At 69.3% G+C, this 17,652-nt stretch carries 15 protein-coding genes; 6 read left to right on the top strand and 9 right to left on the bottom strand.

The genetic code is table 11. From position 1 onward, the window contains the following. Positions 1 to 199 precede the first annotated feature (199 nt). From glgX to ACFFR3_RS02610, 4 genes are all read left to right on the top strand, one after another. Complete coding sequence (glgX, locus tag ACFFR3_RS02625; RefSeq protein WP_379482524.1) at positions 200 to 2,293, top strand: glycogen debranching protein GlgX; 2,094 nt, start codon at positions 200 to 202, stop codon at positions 2,291 to 2,293. Continuing rightward, the gene (gene treY, locus ACFFR3_RS02620) at positions 2,286 to 4,415 is read left to right on the top strand and encodes a malto-oligosyltrehalose synthase (protein WP_379482523.1); all 2,130 of its coding nucleotides are present in this window, start codon (positions 2,286 to 2,288) and stop codon (positions 4,413 to 4,415) included. Before glgX ends, treY begins: the two co-directional genes overlap by 8 nt. Next, positions 4,405 to 6,114: a malto-oligosyltrehalose trehalohydrolase gene (gene treZ, locus ACFFR3_RS02615; protein ID WP_364378911.1), complete on the top strand. Its 1,710-nt coding sequence runs from the start codon at positions 4,405 to 4,407 to the stop codon at positions 6,112 to 6,114. Before treY ends, treZ begins: the two co-directional genes overlap by 11 nt. A 383-nt stretch (positions 6,115 to 6,497) precedes the next feature. Further along, positions 6,498 to 7,481 carry a hypothetical protein gene (locus ACFFR3_RS02610; protein ID WP_345397467.1) on the top strand — a complete coding sequence of 328 codons (984 nt, stop codon included), beginning with the start codon at positions 6,498 to 6,500 and terminating at the stop codon, positions 7,479 to 7,481. Positions 7,482 to 7,543: 62 nt separating this feature from the next. On the opposite strand, the gene ACFFR3_RS02605 is transcribed toward ACFFR3_RS02610, so the two are convergent. Both ACFFR3_RS02605 and ACFFR3_RS02600 read right to left on the bottom strand, forming a co-directional pair. Next, complete coding sequence (locus ACFFR3_RS02605; RefSeq protein ID WP_379482522.1) at positions 7,544 to 9,139, bottom strand: FAD-dependent monooxygenase; 1,596 nt, start codon at positions 9,137 to 9,139, stop codon at positions 7,544 to 7,546. Positions 9,140 to 9,389: 250 nt separating this feature from the next. Next, on the bottom strand, positions 9,390 to 9,974 hold the full coding sequence (locus ACFFR3_RS02600; RefSeq protein ID WP_345397473.1) for a TetR/AcrR family transcriptional regulator: 585 nt from the start codon (positions 9,972 to 9,974) through the stop codon (positions 9,390 to 9,392). A gap of 78 nt (positions 9,975 to 10,052) precedes the next feature. Here ACFFR3_RS02600 and ACFFR3_RS02595 point away from each other — a divergent pair, with 78 nt between their 5' ends. Both ACFFR3_RS02595 and ACFFR3_RS02590 read left to right on the top strand, forming a co-directional pair. Then, on the top strand, positions 10,053 to 10,613 hold the full coding sequence (locus tag ACFFR3_RS02595) for a nuclear transport factor 2 family protein (RefSeq protein WP_345397476.1): 561 nt from the start codon (positions 10,053 to 10,055) through the stop codon (positions 10,611 to 10,613). Continuing rightward, positions 10,610 to 10,849 (top strand): heavy-metal-associated domain-containing protein, encoded by a 240-nt coding sequence (locus tag ACFFR3_RS02590; RefSeq protein WP_345397479.1) that lies wholly within the window; start codon positions 10,610 to 10,612, stop codon positions 10,847 to 10,849. Before ACFFR3_RS02595 ends, ACFFR3_RS02590 begins: the two co-directional genes overlap by 4 nt. A gap of 214 nt (positions 10,850 to 11,063) precedes the next feature. Here the strand turns inward: ACFFR3_RS02590 and ACFFR3_RS02585 are convergent, their stop codons facing one another. The 7 genes from ACFFR3_RS02585 to ACFFR3_RS02555 all read right to left on the bottom strand — a co-directional run bounded on the left by ACFFR3_RS02585 (position 11,064) and on the right by ACFFR3_RS02555 (position 17,649). Continuing rightward, positions 11,064 to 11,354, bottom strand: coding sequence for an MTH1187 family thiamine-binding protein (locus ACFFR3_RS02585; protein WP_364378896.1), 291 nt, complete (start codon positions 11,352 to 11,354; stop codon positions 11,064 to 11,066). 122 nt (positions 11,355 to 11,476) lie between these two features. Then, positions 11,477 to 11,803, bottom strand: coding sequence for a hypothetical protein (locus tag ACFFR3_RS02580; RefSeq protein ID WP_345397482.1), 327 nt, complete (start codon positions 11,801 to 11,803; stop codon positions 11,477 to 11,479). 10 nt (positions 11,804 to 11,813) lie between these two features. Next, positions 11,814 to 12,491, bottom strand: a complete 678-nt coding sequence (locus ACFFR3_RS02575) for a uracil-DNA glycosylase (RefSeq protein ID WP_379482521.1) — start codon at positions 12,489 to 12,491, stop codon at positions 11,814 to 11,816. Positions 12,492 to 12,561: 70 nt separating this feature from the next. Further along, positions 12,562 to 13,938, bottom strand: coding sequence for a M1 family metallopeptidase (locus tag ACFFR3_RS02570; RefSeq protein ID WP_379482520.1), 1,377 nt, complete (start codon positions 13,936 to 13,938; stop codon positions 12,562 to 12,564). Between the two features lie 91 nt (positions 13,939 to 14,029). Then, positions 14,030 to 14,941 (bottom strand): carbohydrate ABC transporter permease, encoded by a 912-nt coding sequence (locus ACFFR3_RS02565; protein ID WP_345397488.1) that lies wholly within the window; start codon positions 14,939 to 14,941, stop codon positions 14,030 to 14,032. Further along, positions 14,938 to 16,314: an ABC transporter permease gene (locus tag ACFFR3_RS02560; RefSeq protein WP_364378886.1), complete on the bottom strand. Its 1,377-nt coding sequence runs from the start codon at positions 16,312 to 16,314 to the stop codon at positions 14,938 to 14,940. The genes ACFFR3_RS02565 and ACFFR3_RS02560 overlap by 4 nt, the downstream gene beginning before the upstream one ends. Before the next feature lie 12 nt (positions 16,315 to 16,326). Further along, a complete protein-coding gene (locus ACFFR3_RS02555) occupies positions 16,327 to 17,649 on the bottom strand; it encodes an ABC transporter substrate-binding protein (RefSeq protein WP_364378883.1) in 1,323 nt (440 codons plus the stop codon). Positions 17,650 to 17,652: the final 3 nt, after the last annotated feature.

The following is a 17,652-nucleotide window of genomic DNA, read 5'->3' as shown; positions in this document are numbered from 1 at the left end:
GTAGCCCGAACAGGCGGTGGCAAACGATGCTGGAGACGTGGGCCGTCTCCGATACCGCGCCGTCGGGGACGGCCCACCCCTTTGACCTCGGCCGGAGTAACTACGGGCGTGGCGTGGGAAGGAACAGGGTGGTCAGGGGGCGGGGTTGTCGCGTGGAGCGGGGGAACGGAACATGGGGAAAGACCGCAAGGGAGCCTCGATGATCGAGATCTGGCCGGGAGACCCCTACCCGCTCGGGGCGACGTACGACGGGGCCGGCACGAACTTCTCGCTCTACACCGAGGTCGCGGACAAGGTCGAGCTGTGCCTGTTCGACGATGACAACGTCGAGTCCCGGGTGCCGCTGACGGAGGTCGACGGGTTCATCTGGCACGGCTACCTGCCGGGCATCGGGCCAGGCCAGCGCTACGGCTACCGGGTGCACGGGCCCAACGACCCGGCGAGCGGGCTGCGCTGCAACCCGGCCAAGCTGCTGCTCGACCCGTACGCGATGGCCATCGAGGGCGGGGTCGACTGGAACGAGGCGGTCTACGGCTACCGCTTCGGCCAGCCCGACAGCAGGAACGACGCCGACTCGGCCCCTTACGTGCCGCGCTCGATCGTGATCAACCCGTTCTTCGGGTGGGGCCACGACCGGCCGCCGGCGACGCCGTACCACGACACGGTGATCTACGAGGCCCACGTGCGGGGCCTGACGATCGGCCATCCCAAGATCCCGAAGCACCTGCGCGGCACGTACGCGGCGCTCGGCCACCCGGAGATCCTCGACCACCTCACCAAGCTCGGCGTGACGGCGCTGGAGCTGATGCCGGTGCACCAGTTCGTCACCGACCACATCCTTGAGCAGCGCGGCCTGGCCAACTACTGGGGCTACAACTCGATCGGCTTCTTCGCCCCGCACAACCGCTACTCCAGCCAGGGGCAGCGCGGCGGGCAGGTGCTGGAGTTCAAGGCGATGGTGCGCTCGCTGCACGAGGCGGGCATCGAGGTGATCCTCGACGTCGTCTACAACCACACGGCCGAGGGCAACCACCTGGGGCCCACGCTGGGCTTCAGGGGCATCGACAACGTCAACTACTACCGGCTGGTCGAGAACGACAAGCGCTACTACGTCGACACCACGGGCACCGGCAACAGCCTGCTCATGCGCTCGCCGCACGTCCTGCAGATGATCATGGACTCGCTCCGCTACTGGGTCATCGAGATGCACGTGGACGGGTTCAGGTTCGACCTGGCCTCGACGCTGGCCAGGGAGCTGCACGAGGTCGACCGGCTGAGCGCGTTCTTCGACCTGGTGCAGCAGGACCCGGTGCTGTCGCAGGTCAAGCTCATCGCCGAGCCGTGGGACGTCGGGCCCGGCGGCTACCAGGTCGGCAACTTCCCCTCGCGCTGGACGGAGTGGAACGGCCGCTACCGCGACACCATCCGCGACCTGTGGCGGGGGCAGGCGGCCACGCTGCCGGAGTTCGGCTCCCGCTTCACCGGATCGAGCGACCTCTACAAGGACGACAGCCGCCGCCCAGCCGCCTCGATCAACTTCGTGACCTGTCACGACGGGTTCACGCTGCAGGATCTGGTGTCGTACAACAACAAGCACAACGAGGCGAACAAGGAGGGCAACCGCGACGGCACCGACGACAACCGGTCCTGGAACTGTGGCGAGGAGGGGCCCGCGGGCATCGCCGTCGAGTCGCTGCGCGAGCAGCAGAAGCGCAACTTCCTCACCACGCTGTTCCTGTCGCAGGGCGTGCCGATGCTCTCCCACGGCGACGAGCTGGGCCGCACGCAGCGCGGCAACAACAACGGCTACTGCCAGGACAACGAGATCACCTGGGTGGACTGGTCCGACGTCAGGGAGAACTGGCTGCTGCTCGAGTTCACCCAGACGCTGGCGGAGCTGCGCAAGAAACATCCGGTCTTCCGGCGGCGCCGCTTCTTCTACGGCAAGCCGGTACGCGGCCTGAACGACATCGCCTGGCTCACCCCGTCAGGGGAGGAGATGACGGACGGCGACTGGAACGTCGGCTACGCGAAGTCGCTGGCCGTCTTCCTCAACGGCGACGCCATCACCGAGCCCGACCGGCGCGGCCGGCCGATCAGGGACGACTCGTTCCTGCTGCTGTTCAACGCCCACCACGACACGATCACCTTCACGATCCCCAAGGACTACGGCGAGATGTGGCACACCGAGATCGACACGGCCATGCCGATCAGGCTCGACGCGCGCATGGTGAAGGCGGGGGACGCCATCGAGGTGCCGGGCCGCAGCGTACGGGTGCTGCGCCGTGTCTAGGCCCACCTCGACCTACCGGGTGCAGCTCACCCCCGACTTCGGTTTCGCGGAGGTGGCCGAGATCGCGGGCCAGCTCCGCGACCTCGGCGTCAGCCACGTCTACCTGTCGCCGGTCCTGCAGGCCACGCCCGAGTCGCGGCACGGCTACGACGTCACCGACCACTCCAGGATCAGGGAGGAGTTCGGCGGCGCGACCGGGTTCAGGGAGATGGCGCAGCAGCTCGCGGCGCACGACCTCGGCATCGTGCTCGACATCGTGCCCAACCACATGAACACCGTGAACGCCGCGTTCTGGTCGGTGCTGAAGGACGGGCCGGAGTCGCGGTACGCGAGCTGGTTCGACATCGACTGGACCGACGGCACGGTCGCGCTGCCCGTGATCGGCGACGACGTGCGGCCCGTCGTGGACGGCGACGTGCTGCGCTACCACGAGCACGCCTACCCCCACCCCGGCCACTACCGCCTGGTCGACTGGCGCGAGGGGCCCGGCTACCGGCGCTTCTTCGACGTCTCGTCGCTGATCGGGCTGCGCGTCGAGGACGAGGCGGTGATGTTCGCCACCCACGAGGTGATCTTCTGGCTGCTGGACGAAGGGCTGGTCGACGGGCTGCGCGTCGATCACCCCGACGGCCTGGCCGACCCGCGCGGCTACCTCGAACGGCTGCGCGAGCGCACGGGCGGCGCCTGGACGGTGGTCGAGAAGATCCTCATCGGGCCCGAGCGGCTGCCCGCCGACTGGGCCTGCGACGGCACGACCGGCTACGACGTGCTCAACCGGGTCAACGGCCTGTTCGTCGACCCCCAAGGCAAGGAGCCGCTGGTCGAGCTGTTCACCCGGCTGACCGGGCAGCCCGCCGACTACCGGCCGGTGATGGCGCGGGCCAAGCGGGAGGTGCTCGACCTGTTCTTCGGCGCCGAGGTGGACCGGCTGGCCAGGATCACCTCGTGCGCGCCTGACGCCGTGCGCGAGCTGCTCGCCGCGATGCCGGTCTATCGCGCGTACGTGGTGCCGGGCGAGCCGCCGCCGCCCGAGTCGGTCGAGATCGTCGAGCGGGCCGCCGCGACCTGCTCTCCCGCCGTCCGGCCGCTCGTGCAGGAGGTCCTGTACGGCTCCGCCGAGTCGATCGTGCGTTTCCAGCAGGCGTGCGGTGCCGTCATGGCCAAGGGCGTCGAGGACACGGCGCTCTACCGGTGGTTCCCGCTGGCCTGCCTCAACGAGGTGGGCGGCGAGCCGGACGTGTTCGGGATCCCGGTGGAGGAGTTCCACGACTTCTGCGGGCGGATGTGGCCGTACACGATGACCACGCTGTCCACCCACGACACCAAACGCTCCGAGGACGTGCGGGCGCGGCTGTCGGTGCTGGCGGAGATGCCGGGGGAGTGGGCGGCGGCCGTGGCCGAGTGGTCGGCGCAGGTCAGCTTCGACCCGCACCTCGACTACCTGGCCTGGCAGAACCTCATGGCGGCCTGGCCCATCTCCGCCGAGCGGTTCACCGACTACCTGCTGAAGGCGGCGCGCGAGGCCAAGACCGCGATCTCCTGGGTCGACCCCGACCCCGCCTACGAGCGGCGGCTGCGGGCCTTCGCCGAGGCCGCCGTGCGGCTGCCGGTGGGCGGGTTCACCGAGCGCATCGACCCGTACGCGATGGCGAACTCGCTCGGCGCCAAGCTGGTGCAGCTCATGATGCCCGGGGTGCCCGACGTCTACCAGGGCAACGAGACCACCGACTTCTCGCTGGTCGATCCCGACAACCGGCGGCCGGTGACGTACCCACGCAAACCGGAGACCGCTTGGGACTCCGCCAAGCTGCTCGTCACCACCCAGGCGCTGCGGCTGCGGCGGCGGCTCGACGGCGACGCGGCGTACCTGCCGCTGCGGGCCGAGGGCGAGCGCGCCGGCCACGTGATCGCCTTCGCCCGCGGCGACCGCCCGCAGGCCGTGGCCGTCGCGACCCGGCTGCCCGTACGCCTGGCCGCCACCGGCTGGGGCGCCACCACGCTCACGCTGCCCCCCGGCAACTGGCGTGACCTGCTCACCGGCGGCCGCCACAGCGGCCGCATCCCCCTCGCACACCTGCTCGGTCAGTACCCGGTCGCACTCCTGGAGAGACATGATCTTTGAGGTCTGGGCACCGAAGGCGACGGCGGTCGAGGTCGACACCATGGGCTCCCGCCGGGCGATGACACGCGGCGACGGAGGGTGGTGGTCGCAGGAGGTCGCGGAGGCCGGTCACGGCACGCGGTACGCCTTCACGGTGGACGGCGAAGGACCCTACCCCGACCCGCGCTCCCGGCGGCAGCCCGAGGGCATCTTCGGGCCGAGCGCCGTCTACGAGCACGACCGCTTCACCTGGGCAGACCACGACTGGAAGGGCCGTGACCTGCGCGGCGGCGTCGTCTACGAGCTGCACATCGGCACCTTCACCCAGGAGGGGACGTTCTCGGCCGCCATCGAGAAGCTGCCGCACCTCATCGAGCTGTGCGTGGACTTCGTCGAGATCATGCCGGTCGCGCCCGTTCCCGGCATGCGCAACTGGGGGTACGACGGCGTCGATCTGTACGCCGTGAACGAGACGTACGGAGGGCCCGACGGGCTCAAGTCGTTCGTGGACGCCTGCCACCGGGCCGGGATCGGCGTCATCCTCGACGTCGTCTACAACCACCTCGGGCCGTCGGGGAACTTCCTGCGGCCCTTCGGCCCGTACTTCGCCGGCTTCGAGGGCAGCTACTGGGGCGAGGCGGTCAACCTCGACGGGCCCGACTCCGACGAGGTACGCCGCTACTTCATCGGCAACGCCCTGCAGTGGTTGCGCGACTACCACATCGACGGCCTGCGCCTCGACGCCGTCCACGCGCTGCACGACCGGCGCGCCACCCACCTGCTGGCCGAGCTCGCCGCCGAGGTGGACGTGCTCGCCTGCGCCGTCGGGCGTCCCCTGTCGCTGATCGCCGAGTCCGACCTGAACGACCCGCGCATGGTCCGCTCGCTCGACGCGGGCGGCCTCGGCATGACCGCGCAGTGGAACGACGACGTCCACCACGCCCTGCACTGCGCGGTCAGCGGCGAGAGCCACGGCTACTACCAGGACTTCGCCGACCTCTCCGCGCTGGCCAAGGTGCTCACGCACGGGGTCGTGCACGACGGGACGTACTCCAGCTTCCGCGCCCGCTCCCACGGCCACTCCTTCGCCGGCGTGCCGGGACACCGGCTCGTCGCCTGCCTGCAGAACCACGACCAGATCGGCAACCGCCCGCTCGGCGACCGCCTCCCGCTGCCCGCACTCAAGCTCGGCGCCGGGCTGCTGCTCACCTCGCCGTTCACGCCGATGCTGTTCATGGGGGAGGAGTGGGGGTCGCGCTCGCCGTTCCTGTTCTTCTCCGACCACGTCGACCAGGAACTGCGGGGGAGCGAGGGGACGCGGCGCGCCCGCGAGTTCGTCGGGTACGGCTACCGCTGGGACGCGCCCGACCCGTCCGATGAGGAGACGTTCCTGCGGTCGAAGCTGGACTGGAGCGAGGTCAAGGAGGAGGCGCACTGGTCGCTGCTGTGCTGGTACCGCGACCTGATCGCCCTCCGCAAAGCCCTGCCCGAACTGTCCGACCCGCGACTCGACCGGGTGCGGGTGGAGGTCGATCCGCTGGCGCGGTGGCTGGTGATGTGGAGGGGGGAGCTGGCCGTGGCGGTGAACTTCGCGCAGGAGACGGTGACGGTGCCGGTGGGCAAGGGAACGGTGCTGCTGGCGTCGGACGAGCCCATATCGACCGACACGGACGGCCTCCGCCTACCGGCCCAATCCATGGTCATCACCCGCCCCGCCTGACCTCTCATGGGGGCGCCGAGCTTCCGGCGCCCCCAGCTCCCACCTCCTGGCCTTCGGTTCCTGGCCCCCGGCTCCGACCCCTAGCCTTCGGTTCCTGGCCCCCGGCTCCAGCCCTCACCCTCGGCCCGCCGCCCTTTGGGCCTTCAGGCCGCGGCCCCCTGGCCTTCCCTTGGCCTCTCGGCCCCCGGCCCTTTCAGCCCTCTGTGCTTCGGTCACGCGAGGTTATCCACAGACCGGCACGCCGTGGATCCCCCCATCCACAGAACCGCATTCCAATCCCCGAACCCGACCCGCCTTCGCTCATCCTGGTTGCCGCCTGATCCATCGCTTCACCGGATCGCCGCAGCCAACATCCACCCCCAGTTCCGCGAAGGCCCCGACCCATGAAGATCACCCTCCCCCTGCCGGCCACCACGACCTCCCGCTTCATCGTCGCCATGGAACACCTGCCGTTCGACCCCACGTCCTTCATTCCCTGGCGCATCGGCTCCCCCTACAGGCGGGCGGCGATCAGCGCAGCGGCCGCCGGCATGCTGGCGGTCACCCACCACACCACCCAGTGGAGACCCGCGGGCGCCGGCCTCACCGACGACGAGAGACGCCGCCTGCGCCGCACCAAACAGCACCTGGTGGTCACCTCGGCGGCACCCCCGCACCGGCTGCCCACCGCCGCCCAAGTGGCGAGGGCCGCCGCCAGAGCCATGGCCAAGGAGTGCGACGGCCTGCTGATCGACCCGCTGACCGCCTCCACCATCCTCACCTGCGGCCGCTGCTCGGGCGAGCCCACCCACTTCCGCCTCACCGACGACTGGCTGTCCTGGGACGTCCAGGTCCACGACGCCGCCACCTGCCCACCTTGGGACCCTGCCGACATGGGCGCCTGCGACTGCCTGCGCGTCACGTCGAGGGGCCTGCGCCGCTTCGCCCTCCCCGAAATCACCCTCGACGGCGCCGCCTGCGCCCACAACCTCTGCGCGACCAACCTCCTCCGCACGGTCGCCAACCGCCTGGTGACCGACCACCTGTCCTACCTCAACGCCCACCCGGGAGCCGCCACCCGCAAGATCGACGACTTCCTCCGCATCCACCCCTCCGACCAGCCCGACGGCGGCCTCCCGTTCGCCGTCCAGCTGACCCCGTACGACGCGGACGCCGGCGAGCTGGGCCGCACGGGCAGCATCCGGCGACTCAAAATCGGCCCCACCCCAGGCGCAGGAGTGGTCACCTGCCTCAAGGTGGGCCCGCCCTCAGGCTTCACCGGCTCCCTCAACAGCTGGCTCTGCGCCACCCAAGCCCCCCGCCACACCACCCCGGGCCTCGGAGCCCGGGACCTTGGAGCCCTTGAAACCACCCGGATGGCCGCATGACCATCACCCCGCAGATCACCGCCTGCCCTCACCGTGGCTCAGCCGCCGGCCCCCGTAGGCCGTCAGCGGCTGAGGATCCGGCGGAGGACACGTTCGAGCGTCCCCAGCGGGTCCGGGTCGGCGTCGGGGGACCGCCAGGCGACGTACCCATCGGGCCGCACCAGAACGGCGCCGCCCTCGCGCACGCCGTACCGCTCCATGAAGCGTCCCTCCACATCGACAAGCTCGTCACCCACCAGCAGCCGAGTGAGCCGGATCCCGAGCCGATCCTTGACCAGCCGCCCGGCGTCCATCCACACCTGACCACCGGGCTTGGCGGCCAGCAGGACGAACCCTGTGCCGAACAGGTCGATGGCGGAGATGAGCTGCCCGTCCCAGTCGAGAACGACGTGCGGGGCCCGACTGCCGGGCCGCCCAGTAGGGACACGCGGGTCTTCCAGGATCGACCCGTCATCGCCGGGCTCATCGATGATGGCGGAGGAGTGATACCGGCGCCCGAGCAGCACACCGATCGGATCCTCAAGAGGCTCGGGATACCCGACACGGGCGGCGGGCGGCATGCGTACACCGAGGTTGGCGAGCTGCGAGTCGGCCATCAGCCTGCCGATGGGCCGGCGCTCGGCATCGTAGGTGTCGAGGAAGGCCGGCCCTGCCTGGCCGCTGAGCACGAGCCACAACCGCCACGCCAGTTCACATCCATCCTCGAGCGCGGTGCTCCCGCCCTGCCCACCGGTAGGCGGCATGGTGTGAGCGGCGTCCCCGGCGAAGAACACCCGTCCAGCACGGTAGGTGTCGGCCAGCACATGGGAGATCCCGACCAGGGGCCGGTCGAGCACCCGTACGTCGAGCTCAGGCCGCCCAGTGGCCAGCCGTACGAGTTCGACACAGCGCTCCTCGGTGAAGTCGGCCTCGCTCTCACCCTCTTTGAGATTGACGCCGAGCACGTGACTCCCGGTCCCGGTGCCGGTGACGATCACGCCGGTGAAGACGTCGTTCTGCAGATACCAGAGAGTGACCTCCCGCTCCCTGACCAGCCCCGACAGATCGGCGTCGAACATGATCGAGCACAGCTCGCCCAGCGACCCCTTACCGGAGGTAGGAACGTCCAGCGCCGCCCGCAGCGGGCTGCGATACCCATCGGCGGCGATCACGTACTCCGCCCGTACGAGCCGCTCACCATCTTTGTCCCTGATCACCGCACTGACCCCGGCGGCGTCCTGCTCCAGAGAGACCAGCTCAGTGGAGAAGCGCAGATCAGCGCCCAGATCCTCGGCTTTGGTACGCAGAATCCGCTCGATCTCCGCCTGCGGCGCCCCCACCGCAGGCACAGGCGTGAGCTCAGCCATGAAGGCGAACTCCTCCTGCTCATCGTGCACGATCATGCGCGGCTGAGGATCGGCCAGGCTACCGGCGATCGCGATCCGCATGTTCTCCCCGATGCCCGCCCAGATGGCAGTCAGCTCCTCCTCGACGCCGGGCACGGACCGCAGCATCTCCAGAGCTTGGGGCCCGACCCCGAACGCCTTGGGCTGCACGGACGTACTGGCATGCCGCTCAACCAGTATGACCGGCACCTCCCGCCAAGCCAGCAGCGCCGCCGCACTGAGCCCCGCATACCCCCCACCAACAACAAGAACCGGCACCCGCTCCTGCTCCATTGCCCCCACCTCCCGAGTCGCGTACTATCGCGTCTACAACGCAACAAGATATGTCGCGTCTAAGGGCGGGTCAAGATATATCTCGAAATCCACCCTCAGGACACGCCGCCCCCAGCACCACCCTTATGGGCCCGCACACCGGCCTCTCGGCGACGACAACGGAGGCGGGGCGGGATGTTGTCCCGGCGGGGTGTGGTGATCGTCGCTGGTGGGGGAGCGTGGTCAAGCGGTCGCTGGTGCGGGAGGGTGGTCAGGACGGGTGGAGGAGGCGGAGGAGGCTGATCCGGAGGGCTTCGTCGGCCTCGGCGGCGGGGAGGCGGCCGGCCATGCGTTCTTCGCCGGCGGTGTGGCTCAGTGTGATGACGGCTGCGATCAGCCAGTCCACCGGGAGGTGGTTGTCGAACTCGCCTGCTTGTCGGCCGCGTTCGATGACGCGTCTCAGCCGGTCGGCTACCGGGGTGTGGCGGGTCTGGTCCTCGTCCGGAGGGACGGGCAGAGTGCTGAGGTGTTGCATCAGCTTGGTGTGGCGGCCGGCGGCTCTGGCGCCGGCGTCGATCAGGCGCAGCAGGGCGTCGGCGGCTGGGCCGGTGTCGAGGTCGGCGGCGTCCATCTCCGCCACTGCCTCTTCCGTGAGTCGGTCGAGCACTGCCGTCAGCAACCGTTGGCGTGAGGGGAAGTGGGCGTAGACGGTCTGGCGGGTCACGCCTGCCGCGGTGGCGATGGCGTCGACGCTGGCGTCCGGCCGGGCGTCGAGCAGCTTGATCGCGGCGTCGAGGATGGCCGCACGGCTGCGTCGGGCGTCGGCGCGACGAGCGCGGGCCGGTGGGGAGCTCAATTCTTACACCTTGCCAAAGTTGAGTACGTATGTATCTTTGACGTACTGTCAAAGTTACTACAGCGGACCGGAGTGAGCATGCGTCCACTCAGCGACAGCGACCCCAAAGAGTTCATCACCGAGTTCTTCGCCTCCTTCACAGAGGATCTCCTGCGGGACGACGAGGATCCGGCGGTGATCGTGGATCGCTACCACACGGCGGACATCGTCGAGACAGCCGACGGTCACCGGATGGATCGGGAGAAGCTGATCGCGCACACCCGCCCTGTGCGCAAGAACCGGCCCGTCAGCCGCCTGGAGGTGCACGAGGCGGTGGCCGATGGAGATCGGCTCGCCGCCCGCTACACGATGCACGTGGAGCAGCGGAAGAAGGAGTTCGCCATGGAGGTGTACTTCTTCGGGCGGTTCGCGAGCGATGGGCGGATGCGCGAGGCGCACATGCTCACACGCACGGTTCCTGACGAGGAGAGGAAGGGCGGTTCGGTGACACGGGTGGCCGGCGAAAAGCTCGGCGAGCGTCCTGGCGGGGATTCAGGTGAGCGCTCGGATGGGCCCTACGGCGATCGTTCAAAGGATCGTTCTGAGGATCGTTCTGGGGAGCGCTTCGGTGGAGGCGCCGGTGGGGAGGTGCCGGCGTGAGCACCAGTACGTACGTGGTGAGCGGTATGGCGTGTGGGCACTGTGCGGACGCCGTCACCGAAGAGCTCGAACGTGTCCCCGGCGTCACTGCCGTGCGGGTGGACGTCGAGGCGGATCGGGTCACGGTGACCAGCGATCGGGAGCTGGATCTTGCGCGGGTGCGGGCCGCCGTCGAGGAGGCAGGCTACGAGCTCACCGACCCCGGCCCTGAGCAAGGGGCTGACGAGGCGGTCTGAGAAGGCGGTCCAGCCAGCTGATGTGGACGTTCGGTCTCGGCCATCGGCCTTGGACGCAGGGGGCGGTCTCCGGTCTGAGCAGTCCACTTGAGCGCAGGGCTGAGCACTTCTGTTAGCGGTTTGGCGACCGGGCGCTGAGGTGCTGGCCCAGGGAAGTGGGCTGAGCGGGCCGTCGCTTGCGTGGTCTGGGTGGTCTGGCCGCGACGTCCCAGGGTCAGGTGAGGTGGCTTTCCAGGGATTCGAGTTTTGAGGTCATGCCGTCTGTTACGCCTTCCCTGATGTCGGCCTTCAGGACGAGGCTGACTCTGGGGGCGACCTCCGCCACCGCGTCCACAGCGCGCTTCACCACGTCCATGACCTCGTCCCACTCGCCCTCGATGGTGGTGAACATGGCGTCCGTGCGGTTCGGGAGGCCGCTTTCGCGGACGACCTTGACGGCGCGGGCGACGGGTTCGGCGACTCCTTCGCCGACGCCCAGCGGGGTGATGGAGAATGCGACGATCATGAGGTTCCCTCTTTGGGAAGTCGGCGGTGGAGAGACCCTAGATGCGGGTGTGGGGGGATGGGGGGTTGGGTGAGGGCGGAGAGCCACGACGTTCGGTGACGTCGTGGCTGACGCCGTACGGGTCACGCGTGGTCGTGCTCTTCCTCGTCCTCTTCCTCGCTGGGCCCCTCGGACGGCTCGACGCCGAGGACGGCCTCCCGGGGTTCGATCTCGTCGATGTGGTCGACGAGCTGCAGCACGTGGTCGGGTTCGATCAGCCACTGCAGGGCGGAGGCGCCGCTGTCGTCGGAGGCGACCAGTTCGGCCTGCTCCGTGCGCTCCTCGTCGGTCAGGTCGGCGTCGGGGTGCCTGATCTCACGCAGCGCCGCCGCCTGTAGGGCGTCCATGTCGAGCACCTCGACGGTCAGCTCGACCGTGAGACGCAGGAACTTCGGTTCTTCATCAGTCATGGCGACGATGCTAGGGCAGCTTCCACTCGACAGGCGCGGCGCCTTGCTGGACGAGCAGCTCATTGGCGCGGCTGAAGGGCCGCGAGCCGAAGAAACCGCTGCGTGCGGAGAGGGGGGAGGGGTGGGCGGACTCGATGCGCGGGATGTCGCCGAGCATGGGGGCGAGGTTGCGGGCGTCGCGGCCCCACAGGATGGCGACCATGGGCTTCTGGCGCGCGACGAGGGCGCGGATGGCCTGCTCGGTGACCTGTTCCCAGCCCTTGCCCCGGTGGGAGGCGGGCTTGCCCGGCATGACGGTGAGCACCCTGTTGAGCAGCAGGACGCCCTGCTCGGCCCACGGGGTGAGGTCGCCGTTGGAGGGGCGGGGCAGGCCGAGATCGGTCTCCATCTCCTTGTAGATGTTGACCAGGCTGCCGGGCAGCGGCCGCACGTCGGGGGCGACGGAGAACGACAGCCCGACCGGGTGGCCGGGGGTGGGATAGGGGTCCTGGCCCACGATCAGCACCTTGACGTCGTCAAAGGGCTGGTTGAAGGCGCGCAGGACGTTCGCGCCCGCGGGCAGGTATTGCCTGCCTTCGGAGATCTCCTTGCGCAGGAACTCGCCCATGTGGGAGATCTGCTCGGTGACGGGCTCGAGCGCGCGTGCCCATCCGGCTTCGACGACTTCGTTCAGGGGACGACCGGCCATGGGTGTTGAGCTTAGTCAGGTCTGGTACGGCTTGCCGCCGAAACGTCGGGGACGAGCCGTACCAGAATGATCACAGGGACGGCTTGCCGGGCTGGTGGAGCCAGGCGTCGAAGAGAGCGCCGAGTCGCCGGCCGGCGACGCGTTCCGCGAGGGAGGCGAAGGCGGCGGTGTCGGCGTTGCCGTAGCGGTGCTCGCGGGCCCAGGCCCGCAGGATGGCGAAGAACGTGCGGTCGCCGACCGTGCCGCGCAGGGCGTGCAGGGTCATGGCGCCGCGGTCGTAGACGGGGGCGTGGAAGAGGTTCTGGGGGCCGCCGGGGTCTGCGGTCGGGGTTTGCCAGAAGTCGTCGTCGGCGGGCCGCGCGTACGCCTCGTCGAACGACTCCTGCACGGTCCTGGTGCCGAGCTTGTCGGACCACAGCCATTCGGCGTACGTGGCGAAGCCCTCGTTGAGCCAGATGTCGCGCCATGAGGTCGGCGTCACCGAGTTGCCGAACCACTGGTGCGCCAGCTCGTGCGCGAGCAGCGACTCGCCGGGCGCGCCGGGGTAGACGGGCCTGGTCTGGGTCTCCAGCGCGTAGCCGACCTCGGGCGCGTGGTCGACGATGCCCCCGGTCGAGGAGTACGGGTACGGCCCGAACAGTCCGCTGAAGTAGTCGAGCACCGGCGGGTGCCGCTCGGCGAAGCCCGGCGCGGACTGCTGGGGGTCGACGGCCGTGGTGACCCGGTAGCGGCCGATCCTGGTGTCGGTGAGGGAGAACGCGCCGATGGTCACGGTGGCGAGGTAGTTGGCCATGGGCTCGCAGGAGTTCCACACGTAGGTGGTGCGCCCGGCTCTCGACGTCCGCCGTACGAGGTCGCCGTTGGCGACGGCGACCCGGGTGCTCGGCACGGTCACGGTGAACCGGTGGGTGGCCTTGTCGGTCATGTGGTGGTTGCCGGGGAACCAGCTCTTGGCGCCTTGGGGTTCGTTGGCGTTGTAGACGCCGTCGGAGGTCTTGATCCAGCCGTCCATGGAGCCGTCGGGGTCCACGACGTGGACGGGCTCGCCGTCGTACCGGATGGCGGTGGTGAAGGCGCGGCCGCGGGGGAGTGCACGTGCGGGCGTGACGACGAGTTCGGAGCCGCTCTGCGCGTGGGCGGCGGCCCGGCCGTCCACGGTCACGGACCGGACGGTGAGCGTGTCGACGAGGTCGAGGTTGAAGCGGCTGAGCGCCTGCGTGGCACGGGCGGTGATGCGGGCGAGGCCCTGCAGGCGTCCCGTGGCGGGGTCGTAGTCGAGCGTGAGGTCGTAGTGGGCGGCGTCGTAGCCGCCGTTGCCCTGCTCGGGGAAGTACGGGTCGCCGGCGCCCGGCGCGCCGGGACGGGCGCCGTGCACGGGGGAGGCGGCCGCCGGGGTGAGGGGGAGCGTGATGAAGGCCGCTGCGGTGAGAGCGAGGAGACGCTTCATGGACGCACATCGGGACGGCGGCGGCCGCCGTTACGCGGGCGAGCGCCCGCCCACCCCCTCGGGTGAACGGGCGCCCGTCAGATCAGGCCGGTCACTTCACGGAGCCGGCCATCATGCCCTGGACGAAGTACCGCTGGAAGGCGAAGAACAGGACCAGCGGGATGATCAGCGACATGAACGCGCCCGACGACAGGATGTCGACGTTCGACCCGAACTGCCGCATCTGCGACTGCAGGTACTTGGTCATCGGCTGGTTGCCGGTGTTGGCGAAGACCAGCGCGATGAGCATGTCGTTCCACACCCACAGGAACTGGAAGATGCCCAGCGACGCGATGGCGGGCTTGCCCAGCGGGAAGACCACCGACATGAAGATCTTCCACTCCGATGCGCCGTCCATGCGGGCGGCCTCCAGCAGCGAGGCGGGGATGCCCACGAAGAAGTTCCGCAGCAGGAAGATCGCGAACGGCAGGCCGAACGCCACGTGGAACAGCACCACGCCGGGGATCGAGCCGAAGATGCCGGTGGACCCGTAGAAGGACGCGATGGGGATCAGCGCGATCTGGATCGGCACGATGAGCAGGCCGACCACGACGAGGAAGCTGACGTCACGGCCGGGGAAGTCCATCCAGGCGAACGCGTACGCCGCCATGGCCGCGATGCCGATCACCAGGACCGTGGTGGGCACCGTGATGGCCACGGTGTTCCAGAACGAGGCGGTGAACCCGCTGCCGAGCAGGTTGGCGTAGTTCTGCAGGGTCAGCTCGGCCGGCTTGGTGAAGACGGTCCACCAGCCCTCGGCGTTGTTGACCTGCGTCGTACGCATGGAGACGACCAGCAGGCCCAGGGTAGGCACCAGCCAGAACAGGCCCAGCACCACCATGACGACCTGGACGGCGCCGCCGCCCACGCGATCGACGATCTTGCCGACCACGCTCCTGCGCGGCGTGCCCGACTCCAGCCCCGACGAGGCGCCGGAGGATGCGGTGGCGGTCGCGGTGGTCATGAGTCTCCCCTCCGGAACCGTCGGATGTTCATGATCATGAAGGGAAGGACCAGGATCAGCAGGAAGATGGCCAGCGCACTGCCCAGCCCCTGGTTGTTCCCGCCGCCGAAGGAGACGCGCCACATCTCCAGCGCGACCACGTTCGCCTGGGGTTGCACCGAGGCGGGGGCGATGATGAACACCAGGTCGAACACCTTCAAGGTATTGATGATCATCGTCACGAAGACGACGAGCAGGACCGGCGACAGCAGCGGCACGGTGATCCTGCGGAACACCTGCCACTCCGTGGCGCCGTCGATGCGGGCGGCCTCCAGCGAGTCACGCGGGATGGCCGCGAGGCCCGCCGCGATCAGCACCATGGCGAAACCTGCCCACACCCAGACGAACGCTCCGATGATCGCCGGGGTGATGAGGGTCGGGCCGAGCCAGGTCAGGCCGTTGTAGGAGGCCTCGAAGTTGTCCTTCGGCAGCCGTACGGTGTAGGTCCCGTCGGCCAGCCCGTCGAAGCGGAACGTGCCGTCGGCGGCGGTCGTGGTGGTGGCCGCGACCTCGCCGTTCTGCTGCACGGCCTCGACGGTCATGCCGGGCAGGCCCTTCTCCGTGCCGTCCACGGCGCCGCTCTGGCCGCCGCCGCCCGGCGTGAAGTCGAACCACACCGTGCCCGACAGTCCAGGACCGGTGGCGGCCTTGGCGGGCTGGGCGCCGGAGGGCAGCACGTCCGGCTTGACGCCGACGATCGGGATCAGCACCGGCTGCCCGCTCTGCACGGGCTGCTTGGTGACGACCGAGCCGGCCTCGTCGGCCACGGGCGACTGGTCGCCCTCGCGCGGCCTGGCCTCGGGGTAGCCCTGCGAGGAGGAGAACGTGTCGCTCACGGTGGTGAGGACGGCGTTGGCCAGGCCCTTGTCGGGGTTCTCCTCGTAGACGAGGCGGAAGATGACGCCCGCCGCCATCAGGGAGACGGCCATCGGCATGAACACGATCAGCTTGAACGCGGTCGCCCACCTGATGCGCTCGGTCAGCACCGCGAAGATCAGTCCCAGGGTGGTGACGATGATCGGTGCGACGACGACCCAGATGAGGTTGTTGCGGATGGTGGTGAGCATGCCCTGATCACTGAAGATCGTGGCGTAGTTGCCCAGGCCCACGAATCCGGTGCCCGCCGCGTCGAACAGGCTCCGGAAAATCGAGTAGACGATCGGATAGACCACCCAGATGCCCAGCAGCAACGCGGCTGGGAGGAGGAAGGCGATGGCGACCGCCGGCGAGGGGCCGAGGCGTTTTCTCGTACGGGGGGTTTCAGCCGGTCCGGTGGGGGGCTCGCCCGCGGTGGCCGCGGGCGAGTCCTGCCGGCCGTCCAACCGTTCGGTCACGGCCTTACCTCTTTACTTCCAGGCCTTCTTGGCCTCGGCTTCGAGCGCCTCCTGGGTGCCCTTGACATCGCTGGGGTCGCGCAGGAAGTCCTGCAGGACCTTCCACTCGCCCTTGCCGTCCGTGCCGCCGAACGCGCTGGGGGCCAGGTCGGACATGTCGTAGCGGACCGCGTCACCGGCGGAGACGATCGTCTGGCCGAGCTGCTTCGTCAGCGGGTCGGGGTAGTTGTCGGGGGAGACGTTCTTGTTGGGCGACAGGTAGCCGGGGAGCTTGGCCCAGACCTCGCCGCCCTCCTTGGAGGCGAGGAACTGCACGAGCGCCATCGCGCCGGGGTTGTCCTTCATCGCCACGGCGACGTCGCCGCCGAGCACGACGGGGGCGGTGTCACCGGCCGAGGGGAACGGGAAGTACTTGGCCTCCTCGCCCAGCTTGGCGCCCGACTGGTCGGCCTCGACGGCCACGAAGTCGGCCTCGATGACCATGGCCGCCTTGTCGGTGCCGTAGACCTTGCTCACGCAGGTCGGGAAGTCCGTCTGCATGGTGCCGGAGGTGCCGTCGACCAGGAACTCGCTCTTGGAGACGATCTGCTGGATCTTCTCCAGCGCCGCCTTGACGGTGTCGTCGGTCCACGGGATCTCGTGCTTGGAGAGCTTGTCGTAGTTCTCCGGGCCGGCGGTGGACAGGTAGACGTTCTCGAACAGGTCGGTCAGCGTCCAGCCCGAGGCGCCGCAGAAGGAGAACGGCGGGGTGCCGGAGTCGGCGATGGTCTGAGCGGCCTTGACCATCTCGTCCCAGTTGGTGGGCGGCTGCACGCCGGCGTCCTCGAACGCCTGCGAGCGGTACCAGACCAGCGACTTGTGGGCGGCCTTGACCAGCACGCCGTACACCTTGCCGTCGACGGAGCCGAGCTCCTTCCAGTACGGCGTGTAGTTGGCGTCGATCTCCTTGACCACGTCGTCGTTCAGCGGCTTGAGCGCGTTCTGCTCGGCGTACTGCTGCACCAGACCCGGCTGCGGCAGGATGGCCACGTCGGGCGGGCTGCCGCCCTGGATGCGCGGGCCGAGGTAGGCGCCGGTGTCCTCACCGGTGGAGGCGTAGGTGACCTCGGCGCCGGTCTTGTCGGAGAAAGCCTTGAGCACCTGCTCGAAGTTCTTCTGCTCCGCCCCGGTCCACTTGGCGGCGACTTCGAGCTTCACGCCCTGGAGCGTCTTGGCGCCGTCGGACGCGGGAGCCGACTCCGACGCCGTGGGCTCGGTGGTCGTCGGCGCGTTACCGCAGGCGGCGACGGCTACCGCGAGCCCGGCCAGGATCGCTGCTGCTCTGCCTTTTCGCATGGC

This window comes from Nonomuraea salmonea, from assembly GCF_042428605.1.
Taxonomy (GTDB): domain Bacteria; phylum Actinomycetota; class Actinomycetes; order Streptosporangiales; family Streptosporangiaceae; genus Nonomuraea; species Nonomuraea salmonea.
This window is presented reverse-complemented; position numbering and strand designations above follow the sequence as displayed.

Coding starts and splice junctions, on each gene's coding strand:
- ACFFR3_RS02585 (WP_364378896.1), bottom strand. CDS start 11,354: ATGATCGTCGCATTCTCCATCACCCCGCTGGGCGTCGGCGAAGGAGTC.
- ACFFR3_RS02555 (WP_364378883.1), bottom strand. CDS start 17,649: ATGCGAAAAGGCAGAGCAGCAGCGATCCTGGCCGGGCTCGCGGTAGCC.
- ACFFR3_RS02605 (WP_379482522.1), bottom strand. CDS start 9,139: ATGGAGCAGGAGCGGGTGCCGGTTCTTGTTGTTGGTGGGGGGTATGCG.
- ACFFR3_RS02570 (WP_379482520.1), bottom strand. CDS start 13,938: ATGAAGCGTCTCCTCGCTCTCACCGCAGCGGCCTTCATCACGCTCCCC.
- ACFFR3_RS02580 (WP_345397482.1), bottom strand. CDS start 11,803: ATGACTGATGAAGAACCGAAGTTCCTGCGTCTCACGGTCGAGCTGACC.
- treZ (WP_364378911.1), top strand. CDS start 4,405: ATGATCTTTGAGGTCTGGGCACCGAAGGCGACGGCGGTCGAGGTCGAC.
- glgX (WP_379482524.1), top strand. CDS start 200: ATGATCGAGATCTGGCCGGGAGACCCCTACCCGCTCGGGGCGACGTAC.
- ACFFR3_RS02565 (WP_345397488.1), bottom strand. CDS start 14,941: ATGACCACCGCGACCGCCACCGCATCCTCCGGCGCCTCGTCGGGGCTG.
- ACFFR3_RS02575 (WP_379482521.1), bottom strand. CDS start 12,491: ATGGCCGGTCGTCCCCTGAACGAAGTCGTCGAAGCCGGATGGGCACGC.
- ACFFR3_RS02610 (WP_345397467.1), top strand. CDS start 6,498: ATGAAGATCACCCTCCCCCTGCCGGCCACCACGACCTCCCGCTTCATC.
- ACFFR3_RS02595 (WP_345397476.1), top strand. CDS start 10,053: ATGCGTCCACTCAGCGACAGCGACCCCAAAGAGTTCATCACCGAGTTC.